This window comes from Pseudomonas sp. PARCl1, assembly GCF_947311875.1.
GTDB classification, from domain to species: Bacteria; Pseudomonadota; Gammaproteobacteria; order Pseudomonadales; family Pseudomonadaceae; genus Aquipseudomonas; species Aquipseudomonas juntendi.
The window spans coordinates 19,306-36,821 of sequence record NZ_CAMZMX010000043.1 but is presented as its reverse complement, the minus strand read 5'-3'; the positions used below and the strand labels follow the sequence as shown (position 1 = coordinate 36,821).

Annotated in this window: 15 protein-coding genes; 8 read left to right on the top strand and 7 right to left on the bottom strand. The window is 63.8% G+C overall.

Translation table 11 applies throughout. The features are described 5' to 3' along the window. Nucleotides 1-3: 3 nt before the first annotated feature. Entirely contained in the window at nucleotides 4-348 is a 345-nt protein-coding gene (locus QME24_RS19765) for a YggL family protein (protein ID WP_009684007.1), read from the top strand. A gap of 186 nt (nucleotides 349-534) precedes the next feature. After that, nucleotides 535-1,992 carry a D-alanyl-D-alanine carboxypeptidase/D-alanyl-D-alanine-endopeptidase gene (dacB, locus tag QME24_RS19760; protein ID WP_029887788.1) on the top strand — a complete coding sequence of 486 codons (1,458 nt, stop codon included), beginning with the start codon at nucleotides 535-537 and terminating at the stop codon, nucleotides 1,990-1,992. A 75-nt stretch (nucleotides 1,993-2,067) separates the two neighbouring features. Here dacB and QME24_RS19755 read toward each other — a convergent pair whose 3' ends face one another. Continuing rightward, on the bottom strand, nucleotides 2,068-4,458 hold the full coding sequence (locus QME24_RS19755) for a GGDEF domain-containing protein (protein WP_054905087.1): 2,391 nt from the start codon (nucleotides 4,456-4,458) through the stop codon (nucleotides 2,068-2,070). Nucleotides 4,459-4,552: 94 nt separating this feature from the next. After that, nucleotides 4,553-6,745: a bifunctional 23S rRNA (guanine(2069)-N(7))-methyltransferase RlmK/23S rRNA (guanine(2445)-N(2))-methyltransferase RlmL gene (gene rlmKL / locus QME24_RS19750; RefSeq protein WP_232892861.1), complete on the bottom strand. Its 2,193-nt coding sequence runs from the start codon at nucleotides 6,743-6,745 to the stop codon at nucleotides 4,553-4,555. 558 nt (nucleotides 6,746-7,303) lie between these two features. On the opposite strand from rlmKL, the gene QME24_RS19745 reads away from it, so the two are divergent. Continuing rightward, nucleotides 7,304-7,519: a ribosome modulation factor gene (locus QME24_RS19745; protein ID WP_003248687.1), complete on the top strand. Its 216-nt coding sequence runs from the start codon at nucleotides 7,304-7,306 to the stop codon at nucleotides 7,517-7,519. A gap of 106 nt (nucleotides 7,520-7,625) precedes the next feature. Here QME24_RS19745 and QME24_RS19740 read toward each other — a convergent pair whose 3' ends face one another. Then, a complete protein-coding gene (locus QME24_RS19740) occupies nucleotides 7,626-8,648 on the bottom strand; it encodes a quinone-dependent dihydroorotate dehydrogenase (RefSeq protein WP_009684011.1) in 1,023 nt (340 codons plus the stop codon). Between the two features lie 158 nt (nucleotides 8,649-8,806). Between QME24_RS19740 and QME24_RS19735 the strand changes: the two genes are divergently transcribed. From QME24_RS19735 to cobA, 5 genes are all read left to right on the top strand, one after another. After that, a complete protein-coding gene (locus QME24_RS19735; protein ID WP_054905089.1) occupies nucleotides 8,807-10,021 on the top strand; it encodes a CmpA/NrtA family ABC transporter substrate-binding protein in 1,215 nt (404 codons plus the stop codon). Nucleotides 10,022-10,033: 12 nt separating this feature from the next. Next, complete coding sequence (locus tag QME24_RS19730; RefSeq protein ID WP_009684013.1) at nucleotides 10,034-10,609, top strand: ANTAR domain-containing protein; 576 nt, start codon at nucleotides 10,034-10,036, stop codon at nucleotides 10,607-10,609. 190 nt (nucleotides 10,610-10,799) lie between these two features. After that, nucleotides 10,800-12,011 (top strand): nitrate/nitrite transporter, encoded by a 1,212-nt coding sequence (locus QME24_RS19725; protein WP_054905090.1) that lies wholly within the window; start codon nucleotides 10,800-10,802, stop codon nucleotides 12,009-12,011. A gap of 8 nt (nucleotides 12,012-12,019) precedes the next feature. Beyond that, the gene (locus QME24_RS19720; RefSeq protein WP_281690967.1) at nucleotides 12,020-13,690 is read left to right on the top strand and encodes a bifunctional protein-serine/threonine kinase/phosphatase; all 1,671 of its coding nucleotides are present in this window, start codon (nucleotides 12,020-12,022) and stop codon (nucleotides 13,688-13,690) included. Nucleotides 13,691-13,717: 27 nt separating this feature from the next. Further along, a complete protein-coding gene (cobA, locus tag QME24_RS19715; RefSeq protein WP_280091526.1) occupies nucleotides 13,718-14,458 on the top strand; it encodes a uroporphyrinogen-III C-methyltransferase in 741 nt (246 codons plus the stop codon). Nucleotides 14,459-14,539: 81 nt separating this feature from the next. Here the strand turns inward: cobA and QME24_RS19710 are convergent, their stop codons facing one another. The 4 genes from QME24_RS19710 to QME24_RS19695 form a co-directional block, all read right to left on the bottom strand. Further along, on the bottom strand, nucleotides 14,540-15,577 hold the full coding sequence (locus QME24_RS19710; protein WP_009684019.1) for an OmpA family protein: 1,038 nt from the start codon (nucleotides 15,575-15,577) through the stop codon (nucleotides 14,540-14,542). A gap of 111 nt (nucleotides 15,578-15,688) precedes the next feature. Next, nucleotides 15,689-16,255, bottom strand: coding sequence for an RNA polymerase sigma factor SigX (sigX, locus tag QME24_RS19705; RefSeq protein WP_003248665.1), 567 nt, complete (start codon nucleotides 16,253-16,255; stop codon nucleotides 15,689-15,691). A 113-nt stretch (nucleotides 16,256-16,368) separates the two neighbouring features. Then, complete coding sequence (locus QME24_RS19700; RefSeq protein ID WP_054905093.1) at nucleotides 16,369-17,193, bottom strand: mechanosensitive ion channel domain-containing protein; 825 nt, start codon at nucleotides 17,191-17,193, stop codon at nucleotides 16,369-16,371. 2 nt (nucleotides 17,194-17,195) lie between these two features. Next, nucleotides 17,196-17,468: a hypothetical protein gene (locus QME24_RS19695; RefSeq protein ID WP_009684021.1), complete on the bottom strand. Its 273-nt coding sequence runs from the start codon at nucleotides 17,466-17,468 to the stop codon at nucleotides 17,196-17,198. Nucleotides 17,469-17,516: the final 48 nt, after the last annotated feature.

Below are 17,516 nucleotides of genomic sequence, written 5' to 3'. Positions count from 1 at the left end.
TTCATGGCCACAAACCGCTCCCGTCGTCTGCGCAAGAAGCTGTGTGTCGACGAGTTTCAGGAATTGGGCTTCGAGCTGAACCTGGAATTCAAGGAAGATCTGGATGACCAGGCAATCGATGCTTTCCTCGACGCGTTCCTGGCTGAAGCCATGGACGCCAACGGCCTGGATTATGTAGGCGGTGACGATTACGGCCTGGTGTGCTCGGTCAAACGCGGCTCGGTCAGTGAAGAACAACGCGCTGCCGTCGAAGCCTGGCTCAAAGGCCGCAGCGAACTGACCAAGATCGAAGTCAGCCCGTTGCTGGACGCCTGGTACCCGGAAAAGCCGATCAACAAGGCTGAGTAACCCTCAGCCCGGTTCGATCGAAGAAAGGCCACCTCTCGAGGTGGCCTTTTTATTGGCGATGGTTTTCCGTCGAACGTGGCGCATCGTCGCTACGCTTGGGGCATAATGCGGTTTCTTTAGCTCGTGGGGCCATCATCGCTTACAGCCCCAATGTCCTTTTCCCTCGCTGCAGGGTATTTGCTCACCATGATCAAAACGCTTCGTCCCCTCGTACTCGCCGGCCTGCTATTGCCCTTTGCCTTGCCCAGCCAAGCCGCAGCCGTCAACACCACCTTGCCTGCCAAAGTGCAGCAGGCGCTCAAAGCCAACAAACTGCAAGACACCGCACTGTCGCTGGTCATGCTGCCCCTGGATGGCCCCGGTGTTCCCACCGTGTTCAATGCCGACGTGTCGGTAAACCCGGCTTCGACCATGAAACTGGTTACCACCTACGCAGCCCTTGAGCTGCTTGGCCCGACCTTTCAGTGGAAGACCGAGTTCTACACCGACGGCACCCTGAGCAACGGGGTGCTCAACGGCAACCTGTACCTCAAAGGCGGCGGTGACCCCAAGCTGAACATGGAAAAGCTGTGGCTGCTGATGCGTGACCTGCGCGCCAATGGTGTGCGCACCGTCACCGGTGACCTGGTACTGGACCGCAGCCACTTCGTGCAACCCAACCTGCCCCAGTTCAACGACGACGGCGGTGACGAAAACAAGCCGTTCCTGGTCAAGCCCGACTCGCTGCTGGTCAACCTCAAGGCCCTGCGCTTTGTTGCCCGCAACGATGGCGGCAAGGTCACCATTGCGGTGGAGCCACCGATTGCCAGCATCCGCATCGACAACCAGGTCAAGCCTGTAGCCTCGAAACAGTGCAGTGGCGATGTGCGCTACAACCCAGTGCCTCAGGCCAACGGCATCAGTGTGACGGTCAGCGGCCAACTGGGTGACGGTTGCAACTCGCAGACTTACCTGGCCCTGCTTGACCACCCGACTTACGCGGCCGGTGCCGTACGTGCCATCTGGAACGAGCTGGGCGGCACCATCCAGGGCGGCGACCGTGTCGAGAACGTGCCCAAGAGTGCCCGCCTGCTGGCCCGTGCCTTCTCCCCAGACCTGGTCGAAGTGATCCGCGACATCAACAAGTACAGCAACAACACCATGGCCCAGCAGTTGTTCCTCAGCCTTGGCGCACAGTTCCGCACCGATGCCGATGGCGACGATGCGCGTGCCGCACAGCGCGTGGTACGCCAGTGGCTGGCGAAAAAAGGCATTACCGCGCCGCACCTGGTGATGGAAAACGGTTCTGGCCTGTCGCGAGCCGAGCGCGTCAGCACCCGGGAAATGGCCGAGATGCTGCAGGCAGCCTGGAAGAGCCCCTACGCTGCCGAATACATGAGTTCGATGCCGCTGGTGGGCATGGATGGCACCATGCGCAAGCGCCTCAAGCGCACCGCCATGGCCGGCGAAGGGCACATCAAGACCGGCACCCTGAACACGGTGCGCGCAATAGCCGGTTTCAGCCGCGACAGCAACGGCCACACCTGGGCGGTGGCGGCGATCCTCAACGACCCGAAACCATGGGGTGCCTCGCAGGTGCTGGACCAGGTGCTGCTGGACCTGTACCGCCAGCCGAAGCTGGCCGGCAGCACCGCTGCCAATTGATGCATCGAGCGCCGCCCGCGCGGCGCTCGATCTCACAGGCGCTGAAGATGTGGTGACCAGCACCTGGCAGCGCGGTCAGGCAGACTCCCCCTCTACCCGGTCCCGCCCGGCCTGCTTGGCCGCATAAACCCCGGCATCGGCGCGCAACAGCAACGCGTCGGCGCCCTCCCCCGGCCGCCACCCGGCCACGCCGAAACTCGCGGTGACTTGGCCCACGCCGTCTACCGGGTCATTGCGCACGCCTTGCCAAAGCTCCAGCGCCAGCACACGCGCCTGCTCGGCATCAGTGCCCGGGCACAGCACCATGAACTCCTCCCCGCCCAGCCTGCAGAACACATCGGTCCGCCGCAAGCGCTGGCCGATGCGCTGGCACAGGCTACGCAGCACCCGGTCACCGACCGCATGGCCGAAACGGTCGTTGATGCGCTTGAAGTGATCAATGTCGAGCATGATCACCGCCAGCGCCTGGCCATCTCGCTGGGCACGCTCCAACTCGTTTTTCAGCCGTTCCTGGAAATAACGGCGGTTATGGATGCCGGTCAGCGAATCGGTCACCGACAGCCTGCGCAACTCGTGTTCCACACCCTTGAGATCGGAAATATCGGTCAGGTAGCCATGCCACAAGGTACAGCCCTGCTCGCCCACTTCCGGCGTTGCCTCGCCACGCACCCAGCGTAAGCCCGCCCGGGGCAGGCACACGCGGTACTCCTCGCGCCATGGCGTCAGGTGCTCGGCCGAGTAGCGCACCGAACGGCTCACCCGCTCCAGGTCATCAGGGTGAATGCGCTCGTACACTGCGGCGGCATCTTCGCGTAGCTGCTGCAGGTCAAGCTCATAAATGTCGTACAGCCCCTTGCTGGCATAGGGGAAACACGAATGGCCGTTTGCATCCAGCCTGTACTGGTAGATGCCGCCCGGTACTTCGGCACTGAGTTTTTCCAGCAACCGGTCACGCGCAGCCAATGCCTCATGTACCCGACGCCGCTCAGTGACGTCGATGCAGATGGCCAGGTAACCCACCCATAAACCCTGGTCGTCCAGCATGGCGGTCACCAGCATGTTGGCTACCAGTTGGCTGCCGTCGGCGCGTACCAAGGTCCACTCACCTGGCTCGGCGCCCTGTTCGTATACGGTTTCGGCAAACAGTGCATGGCCCCCCGCAATGGCGCGGCCAAAGCGCAAACTCAAGGCATGCGCACGCTGGCTCAGCTCCTCGGCCAGCACCAGTTGCTCAAGGCGCAGGCGGCCAATGGCTTCACTGGCCGGGTAACCGAGCATGCTTTCGGCACCGGCATTGAAGGTGCTGACCACCCCTTTGAGGTTGGTGGCGATGATCGCAACCTGGGTCGCGGCATCCAGCACGCTGCGCAGCTGGTTGTGGGTGCCACGCAGCGACTGTTCGCTGACCTGCAGCGCTGCGGTGCGCTGTGCAACCAGGGCCAAGGCCCGTTGACGCTGGCTGAACAGGTTGAACAACAGCACGCTCAGCAGCAGGCTCAGCAAACCGCCCAGTGCACCGACTGCCAGCACCGCCGAAGAACGGTTGGCCTGCAGGAATGCCAGGCTGGGGCGGATACTCAGCAGCAGCTGGCGGTCCGCCAGGTGCAACACCTGATCGCTGACCAGCGACAGGGGCGCCACGGGGTTGTTGGAGTCGTACAGAACTTCTGGGCCCTGCCGCCCGGACGGGTCAACCAGGCGCGTTACCAGGTTATCGTCAGGCGCCACTGGCCGGCCATCGCCGATCAGCTCGGGCATGCTCAACAGGGCCAGCACATAACCCGCTGCCGCGCCGTGGGGCGTGGCAACGGCGAATACCGGGGCCACCATCATCAGGCCGCGCACGCCCGGTTCGCTGGTATTCAACTTCAGCGGCTGCGACACCGCCATGCTCCCCGGCACCAGCGCCCGCGCAAGCACTGCCCGGGCCGCATCCTGCGCAGCCAGGTCGAGACCAGATGGCAGCCCCGGCAAGGTGCCTGACGCGCTATACAGCACGGGAAAATACAGGTCGCGCGCGGGGGCGCGGCGCCACTGCCCCTGCGGGTCCTGATCGCGAATCATAAAGCCCGGGCCAGCAAGGGTGCTGGCCTGGCGTTCGAATATGGCCCGCTGCGCGGCCTCTACACGCGGGGCCCAGGCATAGGCCTGGGTACGGTGCAGCAGCGGCCGGGCATAACCGGCAAATTCCCGGGGGGTTATTTCATCGGAATAGCTGAAAAACCAGCGCAGCCCATCCAGGCGCTGCTGCTGTTCGGCAAAACGCTCGGCGATGCGGCCAAAGCGCTCGCCCGCCAGCAACTCGAAGCGCTGGCGCAGCTGCTGGTTGTACAACGACTGCGTGGCCAGGGCCAGGGCGGCCGTCAGCAGGCCGCCGGCCAGCAGCGCAATCAAGGCCATCACCCAGGCGGACATCGCCTCTGCGCGCAGGCCAGGCACCCGCGCAAGCACGCCACACTTTGACATACACACGTCTCGTCACGTCAGCGTCCTGCGGATTATCCAGCCATGAACCAAGTTATAGCTATTGGCCACTACCCGCGCAATGTACCCCGTCGGCTCAGCGCAGCTGCAAGCGCCAGGCGCGGTGGATGCGGTTGTTGCGGGCGAAATCCGGGTCCAGGGTCTGGGCCGTTATGTCCTCCACGGCGTAGCGCGCCATCAGGTGTTCGTCCAGCTGGAACTTACGGAAGTTGTTGGAGAAATACAGCACGCCACCGGGCGCCAGGCGGGCCATGGCCAAGTCCAGCAACTGCACGTGGTCACGCTGCACGTCGAACACACCTTCCATCCGCTTGGAGTTGGAGAAGGTTGGCGGGTCGATGAAGATCAGGTCGTAGCTGTCGCGGTTACCCTCCAGCCAGGCCATGACATCACTCTGCTCCAGGCGATTGCGTTCGGAATGGCCATTGAGCGCCAGGTTGCGTCGCGCCCAGTCCAGGTAGGTTTTCGACAGGTCGACGCTGGTGGTGCTGCGCGCCCCACCCTTGGCCGCGTGCACGGTGGCCGTGGCGGTGTAGCAGAACAGGTTGAGGAAGCGCTTGCCGGCTGCTTCGCGCTGAATCCGCATGCGCATCGGGCGATGGTCGAGGAACAGGCCGGTGTCGAGGTAATCGGTGAGGTTGACCAACAACTTCACGCCGCCTTCGTTGACTTCCTGGAAACGGCCCTCGGTAGCCTGACGCTCGTACTGGCGGGAACCGCTTTGCCGCTCGCGGCGCTTGAGCACCACGCGCTGCGGGGCAATGCCCAATGCCTGCGGAATGGCCGCCAGGGCATCGAGCAGGCGCGCCTGGGCCTTGTCCGGGTCCACCGAGCGTGGTGCGGCATATTCCTGCACGTGTACCCAGTCGTGGTACAGATCGACTGCCAGGGCATACTCAGGCATGTCGGCATCGTACAGGCGATAGCAGTCGACCTGCTCGCGTCGGGCCCATTTGCCCAGTTGCCTGAGGTTTTTCTGCAGGCGGTTGGCAAACATCTGTGCCCCTTCCGACAGGCGTGCCGGCTCGCTGGTGACGGGCACCTGCTGGCCGACCTCACGGGTGTCGGCCGGTGCCTCGCGGCGCTCACCGGTGACGAACTGGTCAGGCTGCACCTTGAACAACAGCAGCTTGCACGGCAACGCGCCGTTCCAGAACGCGTATTGCTTGTGGCTGCGAATGCCCATGCGCTTGCCCAGTTGCGGCGCCCCGGTGAATACCGCAGCCTCCCAACCCATGCACGCCTGGCGCAGACGCTCACCCAGGTTCTGGTAGAGGTACAGCAGGCTGGCTTCGTCGCCCAGGCGCTCGCCGTAGGGCGGGTTGCTGATGACCAGGCCTTTCTGGTTCTGGTCCGGGCGCGGCTCGAAGGTGCTGACCTCGCCCTGGTAGATTTTCACCCAGTCACCCAGGCCTGCGCGCTCCACGTTGTTACGGCCCGGCTGAATCAGCCGCGGGTCGGCCTCGTAGCCACGGATCCACAGCGGGGGTTTGGCCAGGCCAGCCTGGGCCCGTGCCTGCGCTTCTTCATGCACCTTGCGCCAGAGCGCCGGCACATGGCCGAGCCAGGCGCTGAAACCCCAGCGTTCACGCTTGAGGTTGGGCGCGATGTCGGCAGCAATCATGGCGGCCTCTACCAGGAACGTACCTACACCGCACATCGGGTCGGCCAGCGCGCCACCTTGCGCGGCAATACGCGGCCAGCCGGAGCGGATCAGCACAGCGGCCGCCAGGTTTTCCTTGAGCGGCGCGGCGCCCTGCTGCAGACGATAGCCACGCTGGTGCAGGCTGTGCCCGGACAGGTCGAGGGACAGGATCGCCTCGCCGCGCTCCAGGCGCAAGTGCACGCGAACGTCAGGATCGATTTTTTCCACCGACGGGCGCAGGCCTTCGCGGTTGCGCAGCTTGTCGACGATAGCATCCTTGACCTTCAACGCACCGAAATGGGTGTTGTCGATGCCCGAGCCATGGCCGCTGAACTCGACCGCCAGGGTGCCATCGGCCGCCAGGTGCTCCGCCCAGTCGACGGCGTGCACGCCGTCGTACAGGTCGTCGGCGTTCTTCATGGAAAAACGCTTGAGCACCAGCAGCACACGGTTGGCCAGACGCGACCAGATGCACAGGCGGTAGGCGGTTTCCATGTCGGCGGCGCCGCGGATGGCCGAGGTGTGCTCACGCACTTCGTCCAGGCCAAGGCCTTTAGCCTCTTCGGCAAGCAGGCCTTCAAGGCCTTTGGGGCAGGTGAGGTAGAGTTCGAAACGGTCCGACATGAATATTCCAGAGCCTTGGGCTATTGACTGACGAGGCGACGCATCGCCCCGCGATGTTTGCCCGCACGCCTTTCCAGCAGGCGTGCAGGTGGCCGGTTGGGCACAACGTGTGCCGCAGCGGGCCGGGCCACCTGACAGATCTGCACTTTGCCGGGTGGCAAAGACAGCTTAGATCATCAGGCAGTACGAAAAATTCTGGCGACGTAGAGCCCTGTGTGACCCTTCGTCGCATTTCAAATTATTTCTCTGTTCCTTGAGTGACGCTGGCAAAATGACGTCAATGATCGGCAAACCCCGATCGTAGCGGGCTCAACGCTAAACAAGGTTGAGTCGCATTTCTTTACTTATCCCCACACCCTCACAAACGTTACGTCGTTATGACAAATCGATCATTCACACCGTGACTCGCATTCGATAGAACTGGTCTCAGGCCGCTTCGCAACGAGGCGGCACATCCAGCTCGCGACGCCGGCAGCGAGCGCAAACCGGCAGAAAGACTCTGCCCGGCCTCGGAGAGGCCGACGGGACATTACAGTCAACAAGTGAGGGCAACACCCTATGAGAAGACTTAAGCGTGATCCGTTGGAAAGAGCATATTCACGTGGCTACCAATACGGGGTCACCGGCAAATCCCGCGAACTCTGCCCGTTCAATCTTCCTTCTGTTCGCCAAGCCTGGATCAACGGCTGGCGTGAAGGTCGCGGCGATAACTGGGACGGAATGACTGGCACCGCTGGCATCCATAGACTCAACGAAAATCACGCCGTAGGCTGATCGAGGACACTGAATTCGATTTACATGCACGCCCCAATCGGGCGGCGGGCGTAGGCCCAGGGGCCCCTTCAAGGGGCCCTTTTTAATGGGCTGGCAAAGCGCCAAACTAGCGCGGCATCGCCGCGATCGCATCCACCGCTTCGCGAATCAGTGCCGGCCCCTTGTAAATGAAGCCCGAATAGATCTGCACCAGGCTCGCCCCGGCAGCGATCTTCTCGGCAGCGTGGCGCCCTTCGGTGATGCCACCGGCGGCAATGATCGGCAACTTGCCACCCAGTTCGCCCGCCAGCACCTTGACGATATGGGTGCTCTTCTCCAGCACCGGCGCGCCTGACAGGCCACCTGCCTCGCCCCCATACGGCAGCGCTTCGACACCCTCACGGCCCAGCGTGGTGTTGGTGGCAATCACCGCATCCATGCCCGACTCCATCAATGCAGCCGCCACCAGGGCGGTTTCTTCGTCGCTCATGTCCGGGGCGATCTTGATCGCCAGCGGCACGCGCTTGCCATGTTCAGCAGCCAGCTGCTCACGGCGCTCGGCCAAGGCATCGAGCAGTTGCTTGAGCGAATCGCCGAACTGCAGGCTGCGCAGGCCCGGGGTGTTCGGCGAACTGACGTTGACCGTGATATAGCTGGCAGCGGTGTACACCTTGTCCAGGCAGATCAGGTAGTCGTCGACCGCGCGCTCGACCGGGGTGTCGAAGTTCTTGCCGATGTTGATACCCAGCACACCGCTGTAGCGCGACGCACGAACACGACCCAGCAGGTGGTCGACCCCCAGGTTGTTGAAGCCCATGCGGTTGATGATGGCGGTGGCTTGCGGCAGGCGGAACAGCCGAGGCTTGGGGTTGCCCGGCTGCGGGCGCGGCGTGACGGTGCCGATTTCGACGAAACCGAAGCCCAACTGGGCAAAGCCGTCGATGGCCGCGCCATTCTTGTCCAGGCCGGCGGCCAGGCCGACCGGGTTGGCGAAGTTCAAGCCCATGACCGAAACCGGCAACGCCGCCGGTTGCTTGCACAGCATGCCGTTTAGGCCAAGACGGCCACCGGCACCGATCAGGTCCAGGGACAGGTCGTGGGAAGTTTCCGGGGAAAGCTTGAACAGCAGCTGGCGGGCCAGGGTATACATGGGCGGGCAAGGCTCAGGGTGAGTGAGGGGGCGATTATAGCCAGCGCGGCGCCGGCATGACAGCACATCGTGGGGCCATGGGGCGAGGTGGTCGCGTAAATGGCACATCGGTTGCACCCCAAGTGCCCACAGCCTTATCAGTATGGGCGAGGAACCTTGTGAACACTGCACCCCGAGCAACGCCCCTGGCCTGGGTCAACGGCAGCGACGCGCCGGAGAAACCCAGCCTCAACATCGGTTTCATGGGCCTCACCGACTGCGCCTCGGTCGTGGTCGCCGCCACCCAGGGCTTCGCCCAGCAGCACGGCCTGACCCTCAACCTCAAGCGCCAGGGCTCGTGGGCCGGCCTGCGGGACAAACTGGTCAGTGGCGAACTGGACGCCGCGCACTGCCTGTATGGGCTGGTCTACGCCGTGCACCTGGGCATCGGTGGCGTGCCGGGCAGCGACATGGCCGTGCTCATGGGGCTGAACCAGAACGCCCAGGCCATCAACCTGTCCCCGACCCTGCAACGCAAAGGCGTGACCAACCCTGAAGCACTGGCGCGGCTGGTGCACCAACATGGCCCGCGGCTGACCTTTGCCCAGACCTTCCCCACGGGCACCCACGCCATGTGGCTGTATTACTGGCTGGCCAGCCAGGGCATCCACCCTTTGCGTGACGTCGACAGCGTAGTCGTACCGCCTGCGCAGATGGCCGCACACATCCAAGCCGGGCGCATCGACGGCTTCTGCGTCGGCGAGCCGTGGGCCGCCGACGCGGTCGCCAAAGGCCAGGGCTTTACCCTGGCCACCAGCCAGTCGATCTGGCCCGACCACCCGGAAAAGGTCCTGGCCTGTGCCCGCGCCTTTGCCGAACAATACCCCAACAGCGCGCGCGCGTTGATCAAGGCGATCCTCGCTGCCAGCCGGTTCATCGAGCAAAGCCCGGACAACCGCCGCAGCGCCGCGCAACTGCTCAGTGGCAGCGCCTACCTGGACACCGCGCTGGCCAGCATCGAGCCACGCCTGCTGGGCCACTATCAGGACGGCCTGGGCAACCACTGGCAAGACCCGCACGCCCTGCGCCTGTTCGACCAGGGCCGAGCCAACTTCCCATACCTGTCCGACGGAATGTGGTTCATGACCCAGTTTCGCCGCTGGGGCCTGCTGCGCGAAGACCCGGATTACCTCCAGGTCGCGGGCCAGGTCCAGCACCTGGCGCTGTACACCGAGGCAGCCCAGAGCCTGGGCGTGGCATACCCGGCGCACCCCATGCGCAGCAGCCTGCTGATAGACGGTGGCCGCTGGGACGGCAGCGACCCCTATGGCTATGCCCGTAGCTTCAGCCTGCATGCGTTGGGCGAGCTGCCCGACGCCCAGGTTGGCAGGTAAGGGGGGACGACCATGCTGCGCATCCTGCTGATCGACGACACCCAGAGCAAACTAGGCCGCCTCAAGGCCGCTTTGACCGAGGCCGGCTTCGACGTCACCGAAGCCCCAGGCCTGACCATCGACCTGCCCGCTTGCGTCGAAACGGTGCGCCCGGACGTGGTGCTGATCGATACCGATTCACCGGACCGCGATGTGATGGAGCATGTGGTGCTGGTCAGCCGTGACCAACCCCGACCGATCGTGCTGTTCACTGACGAACACGACCCCGGGGTGATGCGCCAGGCGATCCAGGCAGGGGTCAGTGCCTATATCGTGGAAGGTATCCATGCGGCGCGGTTGCAGCCGATTCTGGACGTGGCCATGGCTCGCTTCGAAAGCGACCAGGCCCTGCGCGCCCAGTTGCTGGCACGCGACCAGCAACTGGCTGAACGCAAGCGTATCGAGCAAGCCAAGGGCCTGCTGATGAAAATGAAAGACTGCAACGAAGAACAGGCCTACACCCTGATGCGCCGCCAGGCCATGAGCCGCCAACAGAAGCTGATCCAGGTGGCCGAGCAGATCATCGCCATGCACGAGATGCTCGGCTGAGGGGGCCGGTGCACTGCCTGGCCACCCTGCCCAGGCTCAGTTGGCCCATCTCTTGCTGAACAAAACGCACCGGTAACCAACGGCGGTTGCCCCACTTAAATTCCGACAAAGACGTCGCTCACCCCTCCACAGCCGTGGAGCGGGTGGCGGCGTCTTTTTCGTTCCGTTGCATGACCGAGTGAGGTGTTCGATGAGTACCAGCTTCTGGAAATCCGGGCATGTGCCCACGCTGTTCGCCGCGTTCCTGTACTTCGACCTTAGCTTCATGGTCTGGTACCTGCTGGGCCCGCTGGCGGTGCAGATTGCCGCCGACCTGCAATTGAGCGCACAACAGCGGGGCTTGATGGTGGCGGTGCCGATCCTGGCCGGGGCCATCCTGCGCTTTGCCATGGGCGTGCTGGTGGACCGCCTGTCGCCCAAGACCGCCGGGCTGATCGGCCAGGTGGTGGTTATCGTCGCGTTGGCCGCCGCCTGGCGCCTGGGCGTGCACAGCTATGAACAGGCACTGCTGCTGGGCGTGTTCCTCGGTTTTGCCGGCGCCTCGTTCGCCGTGTCGCTGCCACTGGCTTCGCAGTGGTACCCGCCACAGCATCAAGGCAAGGCCATGGGCATCGCCGGGGCCGGCAACTCGGGCACGGTGTTCGCGGCCCTGCTCGCCCCGGCACTGGCAGCCGGCTTTGGCTGGAACAATGTCTTCGGCTTTGCACTGCTGCCACTGTCGCTGGCGCTGGTGGTCTTCGCCTTGCTGGCACGTAACGCCCCACAACGGCCCAAGCCCAAAGCCATGGCCGACTACCTCAAGGCACTGGGCGACCGCGACAGCTGGTGGTTCATGTTCTTCTACAGCGTTACCTTCGGTGGTTTCATCGGCCTGGCCAGCGCCCTGCCCGGCTACTTCAGCGATCAGTACGGCCTGAGCCCGGTCACCGCCGGCTACTACACGGCGGCCTGCGTGTTCGCCGGCAGCCTGATGCGCCCGCTCGGTGGCGCCCTGGCCGACCGCTTTGGCGGCATCCGCACGCTGCTGGGCATGTACAGCCTAGCGGCCGTCTGCATTGCTGCCGTCGGCTTCAACCTGCCCTCCGCGACAGCCGCCCTGGCCCTGTTCGTCAGCGCCATGCTCGGCCTGGGTGCCGGCAATGGCGCAGTGTTCCAACTGGTGCCGCAACGCTTCCGCCAGGAAATCGGCGTGATGACCGGGCTGATCGGCATGGCCGGTGGTATGGGTGGCTTCCTGCTGGCGGCGGGGCTGGGCACCATCAAGCAGCACACTGGCGATTACCAACTGGGGTTGTGGCTGTTCGCCAGCCTGGGCCTGCTGGCCTGGTTCGGCCTGCACGGCGTGAAACAACGCTGGCGCACCACCTGGGGCTCGGCGGCCGTGACCGCAGCGCGGGTCTGAGGCCCCCCATGAGCCTGCAACTGAGCTTTGCCCAGGCCAGCGCCACCGGGCCGCGCGCGGAAAACCAGGATGCCTTGCGCCTGGTCACCCCGGCGCCCGAACTGGCTGCCAGCAAAGGCTACCTGTTCGCCCTGGCCGACGGGGTCAGCCAATGTGCCGACGGCGGCCTTGCCGCGCGGGCCAGCCTGCAGGCGCTGGCCCTGGACTACTACGCCACGCCGGCCACCTGGGGCGTGGCCCAGGCCCTCGACCGCCTGCTGCTGGCACAGAACCGCTGGCTGCGCGCCCAAGGGAATGGCCAGCCGTTGCTGACCACCCTCAGCGCACTGGTGCTGCGCGGGCGGCGCTTCACCCTGGCCCACATAGGCGACTGCCGGGTGTATCGCTGGCACGCCGGCCAGCTGCAGTGCCTGAGCGAAGACCATGTCTGGGACCAGCCCGGCATGCAGCATGTACTCAAACGCGCGCTGGGCCTGGACCAGCATCTGCTGGTGGACTACCTGGAAGGCGAATTGCAGCCGGGTGAATGTTATCTGCTGGTCAGCGACGGTGTGTGGGCCAGCCTGGGCGACCAGCACATCCAGGCGGTGCTGCGCGAGCAACCCGACCTGCAGCTGGCCGTGGACACGTTGGTTGCCAGCGCCCACCTCAACGGCAGCCAGGATAACGCCAGCGCCATGCTGGTGCAGGTCGAACAACCGGGCACGGCGAACCTTGGCGACACCTTGGCCCAACTGCAGCACTGGCCCGTGCCCGAGCCGTTACGGGCAGGCCAGTCGATCGATGGCTGGCAGGTCGAACAACTGCGCGCACACAGCCGTCAGTCCCTGTTGTACCGGGTGCGCGATGGCCAGGGCCAGGCGTGGCTGCTCAAGACCTTGCCGCCCGAGCGGCGGCAGGAGCCTGGTGCGGCGCAGGGCCTGCTGCTCGAAGAATGGTTCATGCGCAGGGTCGCCGGCCGGCACTTTCCCGAGCTGCACGTTTGCAGCCAGCGCCAGCAGTTGTACTACGTGATGCGCGAATACCCGGGCCAGAGCCTGGCCGCGCTGCTGGCCGAAAATGGCCCACTGCCGTTGGCCCAGTGGCTGGAGCTTGCCCGGCAGTTGCTACAGGCGGTGGGGGTACTGCACCGGCGCAACCTGCTGCACCGCGACATCAAGCCCGACAACCTGCACCTGGGCGGCGATGGCCAGTTGCGCCTGCTGGACTTCGGCCTGGCGTACTGCCCCGGGCTCTGCGAAGACCCGCAACATGCCTTGCCCGGCACCCCGTCCTACATCGCCCCGGAAGCCTTCGACGGCCAGCCGCCCAGCCCCCGCCAGGACCTGTATGCCGCAGGCGTGACGCTGTATCACCTGCTGACCGGGCACTACCCGTATGGGGAAGTGGAAGCTTTTCAGCGGCCGCGCTTCGGCCAACCGGTCAACCCGGCGCGCTACCGGCCCGACCTGCCGGAGTGGCTGCAGCACAACCTGCAGCAGGCCGTGGCCGCCGACCCGGCGCAGCGCTTCGAAACCGCCGAACACTGGTTGCTACTGCTCGAACGGGGCGACCGCCAGGAACTACCCGGCCGCCCGCGGCCATTGCTGGAGCGCGAGCCACTGAAAGTCTGGCGCACCCTGGCCGTGCTGTCGCTACTGATCAACCTGATATTGCTGCTCACCCTGCTCAAGGGCTGAATGCACCTTGCCAATGAGGAAACGCGAATGAATGCAAAAGTGTGGCTGGTCGGTGCCGGCCCGGGTGACCCGGAACTGCTCACCCTCAAGGCTGTACGCGCCTTGCAGGAAGCGGCAGTGGTGATGATCGACGACCTGGTCAACCCGGCAGTGCTGGAGCATTGCCCGCAGGCGCGGGTTATTGCAGTGGGCAAGCGTGGCGGCTGCCGCTCGACGCCGCAGGCGTTCATCCAGCGCCTGATGTTGCGCCACGCCCGCCAAGGGCGCTGTGTGGTGCGGCTCAAGGGTGGCGACCCGTGCATTTTCGGCCGCGGCGGCGAGGAGGCCCTGTGGCTGCAGAGGCATGGTATCGAGGTGGAAATTGTCAACGGCATCACCGCAGGCCTGGCAGGCGCCACGCAGTGCGGTATTTCCCTGACCTCGCGGGGCGTCAGCCGCGGGGTAACGCTGGTGACCGCGCATACCCAGGATGACAGCGCACTGAACTGGGCAGCATTGGCCCAGGCTGGCACCACGTTGGTGGTGTACATGGGCGTGGCCCGGCTGGAGCAGGTCCGCCAAGGGTTGCTGGACGGGGGGATGGCACCCGACATGCCGGTGGCCATGATCGAGAATGCCTCGCTGCCCGAGCAACGCGAGTGCAGGAGCGATGTGCAGGGGATGGTCGAGGATGCGCGTGGGTTCGCCTTGCGTAGCCCGGCGATCCTGGTGATTGGCGAGGTGGTTGGGGCGCAGGTGGCTCAGCAGTGGGTGGCCGCTACCGGCTGACAGCCACGGCCCGCCGGCCGGTAAAACCCAGCCAAAGAAAAACCCGGCCGAGGCCGGGTTTTTCATGAAGCTTCAAACCAATTACTTGGCCTGGGCTTCTACCTGAGCTTCAACGCGACGGTTGATAGCACGGCCTTCTTCGGTGGCGTTGTCAGCAACCGGACGGGTTTCGCCGTAGCCAACCGAGTCAACACGGCTGGATTCTACGCCGTACTGCTGGGTCAGGACTTGCTTGACAGCGTTGGCACGACGCTCGGACAGCTTCTGGTTGTAAGCGTCTGGACCCACGGAGTCAGTGTGACCTTCAACCACGGTGGTGGTTTGTGGGTACTGCTTCATGAAGTCAGCCAGGTTCTTGATGTCGCCGTAGCTGTTTGGCTTGACGACCGACTTGTCGAAGTCGAACTTCACGTCCAGCTCAACACGAACGACTTCGGCAACAGCCGGGCAGCCGTCGGCGTCAACGGTAACGTTGGCCGGGGTGTCTGGGCACTTGTCGACGTTGTCGCACACGCCGTCGTTGTCGGAGTCGGAGCAAACTTCAGCAACAGGTGCTGGAGCAGGGGCTGCGGTTTGCTTCGGGCTACCGCCGAAGTTCAGACCAACACCAACGCTTGGGGCCCACTCGGTGTCGCCCTGGTCGATGTTGTACTGGGCTTCAACGCCAGCACGGGCGTAGAACATGTCGGTGATGTACCACTTGGCACCAGCGCCAACGTTGGCGAAGGTGGAGTGGTCACGACCGCCACGGCCGGTCTGGCCCAGCGACTGGTGCGAGAAACCAGCGGAAACGTACGGACGGATAGCGTCGTACGGGTTGTTGAAGTGGTAAACGGCGTCCAGGGCGGTGTTCGAGCCCTTGATGTTCTTGCCGTCATCGCCACGAGCGTTGTGCACTTCGTCGTAGCCCAGACGCAGTTCAACGTCGTCGGTCAGGAAGTAACCGATCGAGCCGCCGAACAGGTTGCCGTCGTTCTTGAAGTCGCGCTGGCTGTCGAAGAATTCTTTCTTGTAGAAGATTTCAGTCTCGACGGCGCCTTGACCTTGTGCCATAGCGCCAATCGAGGTGGCGGCTACGAGCGAACCAATGGCCAAGCCCAAGGTGTTTTTCAATTTCATCCGTTAAATCCCCATCTGGTGATAGTTAAGCAGTCCCACCATAAACAAGGGGGACAACTCGACGGCAAGTCTAGCAGAACTCGCCGATTCGTTAGAGATATTTGCAGACGACTAAGTTTCATCGAGACCCGCAAATTTCTCACGAAGCTTGTCTAGCGCGCGCTTGTATCGCATTTTTGTCGCGCTCAGGCCCATGTGCATGATGTCGGCGATCTCCTGGAACTCCAGCTCTGCGACAAAACGCAGCACCAGGATCTCGCGGTCGATCGGGTTCACATGCACCAGCCACTTGTCCAGCCCGCCTTTTTCTTCCGGCTTCGGTGCCTTGTCCTCGGACGCCTCTTCAACAGGGTCCAGGCTCAGGGCATCCATCAACCGGCGTTTGCGGCGCTCCTTGCGGTACTGGGTAATGCACTCGTTGTAGGTGATGCTGTAGAGCCAGGTCTTGAACTTGGATTTACCCTCGAAGTTCTTCAGGCCATACAGCACCTTCAGCATCACTTCCTGACAGACATCGTCCGCGTCACGGTCGTTCCCTAAATAACGTGCACAAACGTTGAACAGGGTCCGCTGGTAGCGCCGCATGAGCTCCTCATAGGCACGGGTGACGTGGTATAGCTCCTCATGCGAACGCGCCACCAACTCTTCGTCGGTGAGCTCGCGAGGGTCATAACGCATGGGCGGCGTAGGAACTTTATTCAAAACGGATCTGGCCGACAGTCAGGTCAATGTCGCCGCGCGACCCCGTGGGTCGAATTTCGCGGCGGCATACATTAACAGCTTTCACGCGGTTAGCGGCTATTGACTCGCTGTTCCAGCAGCTCGCGGTTGGACAACGACACCAGCTCCCCCTCATCGGTCAGCAGGGTGGTTTTCACCGTGCCGATTTCCTCGATGAGCCCTTCGACCTCTCCAATCCGCACCTGCTGGCCTACCTGGTACAACTCGCGAACATAAATGCCGGCCAGAATCTGCCCGGCAATTTCGCGGCTGCCCAGGCCCATGGCCAGGGCAACCGCCAGACCAACGGTAATCAGGCCGATGACGATCACATGGTTGAGCAGGTCGGTTTTCACCTCCAGCTGGCTGATGGCCACCGAAATGCTGATGATGATGACCAGCCCTTGCGCGATACGCCCCAGGCCTGCCGAATACTCCAGGCCAATGCCTTCTGCAGCACCGCGAACCAGGCCATTGGCCACCTGTGCCAGCAGCACGCCGACCAGCAACACCAAGGCCCCGCCGAACACTTTCGGCAAGTACAGGGCAAGCATGTCGAGGGTCGCCGAAACCCGCTCCAGGCCCAGCGATTCAGCGGCGGAAACCAGGAAGATGAGCAGTACGAACCAGTAGACGATCTTGCCGATCAGGGTGGAAATGGGCACCTGTATGCCGACCCGGCCCAGCATTTTGGTCAGGCCGGTACCGGCCATGAGGCGGTCCAGGCCGAATTTGGCCAGCAGTTTGGACAGCAGTGTATCGAGCAGCTTGGCTACCACGAAACCGAGCAGCACCACGACCAGTGCGCCGAACAGGTTAGGGATGAAGTTCGCCACTTTGGTCCAAAGGGCGGTCATCGCGGTGACCAGGCTCTGGGTCCAGAGATCGAGTTCCATATTCAATCGGCCTTATCTGCTTTGCTGCCAGTGGCAGCGTTGCGGGAAGTGTGTCGACGCACCGGCGCGACATGCGCCGAGCCATTGTTCACGGCGATCAGCAGCGCCTGGCTCCAGCGGCCAAGCAAGCTGAACAGATCACCCGCACCGACCTGGCGGTTGGCGGTTTTCAGCACGCGGCCCAAGCAGGCAGCGTCATCCCGGTCGTCCCGGTCGTTGCCGGAGGGTGACGCCTTGAGCAGGTCGCGCAGGGATTCTTCAAACGGATCGTGCATGTGCACCTCGCGCAGTGTCAGCTAGAGACGAGATGGCCCGGCGATGGG

Bases quoted from the DNA above. Each gene is read 5' to 3' on its own strand.
- cobA (WP_280091526.1), top strand. From the start codon at position 13,718: ATGAATGCAAAAGTGTGGCTGGTCGGTGCCGGCCCGGGTGACCCGGAA.
- QME24_RS19730 (WP_009684013.1), top strand. From the start codon at position 10,034: ATGCTGCGCATCCTGCTGATCGACGACACCCAGAGCAAACTAGGCCGC.
- QME24_RS19710 (WP_009684019.1), bottom strand. From the start codon at position 15,577: ATGAAATTGAAAAACACCTTGGGCTTGGCCATTGGTTCGCTCGTAGCC.
- QME24_RS19695 (WP_009684021.1), bottom strand. From the start codon at position 17,468: ATGCACGATCCGTTTGAAGAATCCCTGCGCGACCTGCTCAAGGCGTCA.
- dacB (WP_029887788.1), top strand. From the start codon at position 535: ATGATCAAAACGCTTCGTCCCCTCGTACTCGCCGGCCTGCTATTGCCC.
- QME24_RS19745 (WP_003248687.1), top strand. From the start codon at position 7,304: ATGAGAAGACTTAAGCGTGATCCGTTGGAAAGAGCATATTCACGTGGC.
- QME24_RS19725 (WP_054905090.1), top strand. From the start codon at position 10,800: ATGAGTACCAGCTTCTGGAAATCCGGGCATGTGCCCACGCTGTTCGCC.
- rlmKL (WP_232892861.1), bottom strand. From the start codon at position 6,745: ATGTCGGACCGTTTCGAACTCTACCTCACCTGCCCCAAAGGCCTTGAA.
- QME24_RS19700 (WP_054905093.1), bottom strand. From the start codon at position 17,193: ATGGAACTCGATCTCTGGACCCAGAGCCTGGTCACCGCGATGACCGCC.
- QME24_RS19765 (WP_009684007.1), top strand. From the start codon at position 4: ATGGCCACAAACCGCTCCCGTCGTCTGCGCAAGAAGCTGTGTGTCGAC.
- QME24_RS19720 (WP_281690967.1), top strand. From the start codon at position 12,020: ATGAGCCTGCAACTGAGCTTTGCCCAGGCCAGCGCCACCGGGCCGCGC.
- QME24_RS19740 (WP_009684011.1), bottom strand. From the start codon at position 8,648: ATGTATACCCTGGCCCGCCAGCTGCTGTTCAAGCTTTCCCCGGAAACT.
- sigX (WP_003248665.1), bottom strand. From the start codon at position 16,255: ATGCGTTATGACCCTCGCGAGCTCACCGACGAAGAGTTGGTGGCGCGT.
- QME24_RS19755 (WP_054905087.1), bottom strand. From the start codon at position 4,458: ATGTCAAAGTGTGGCGTGCTTGCGCGGGTGCCTGGCCTGCGCGCAGAG.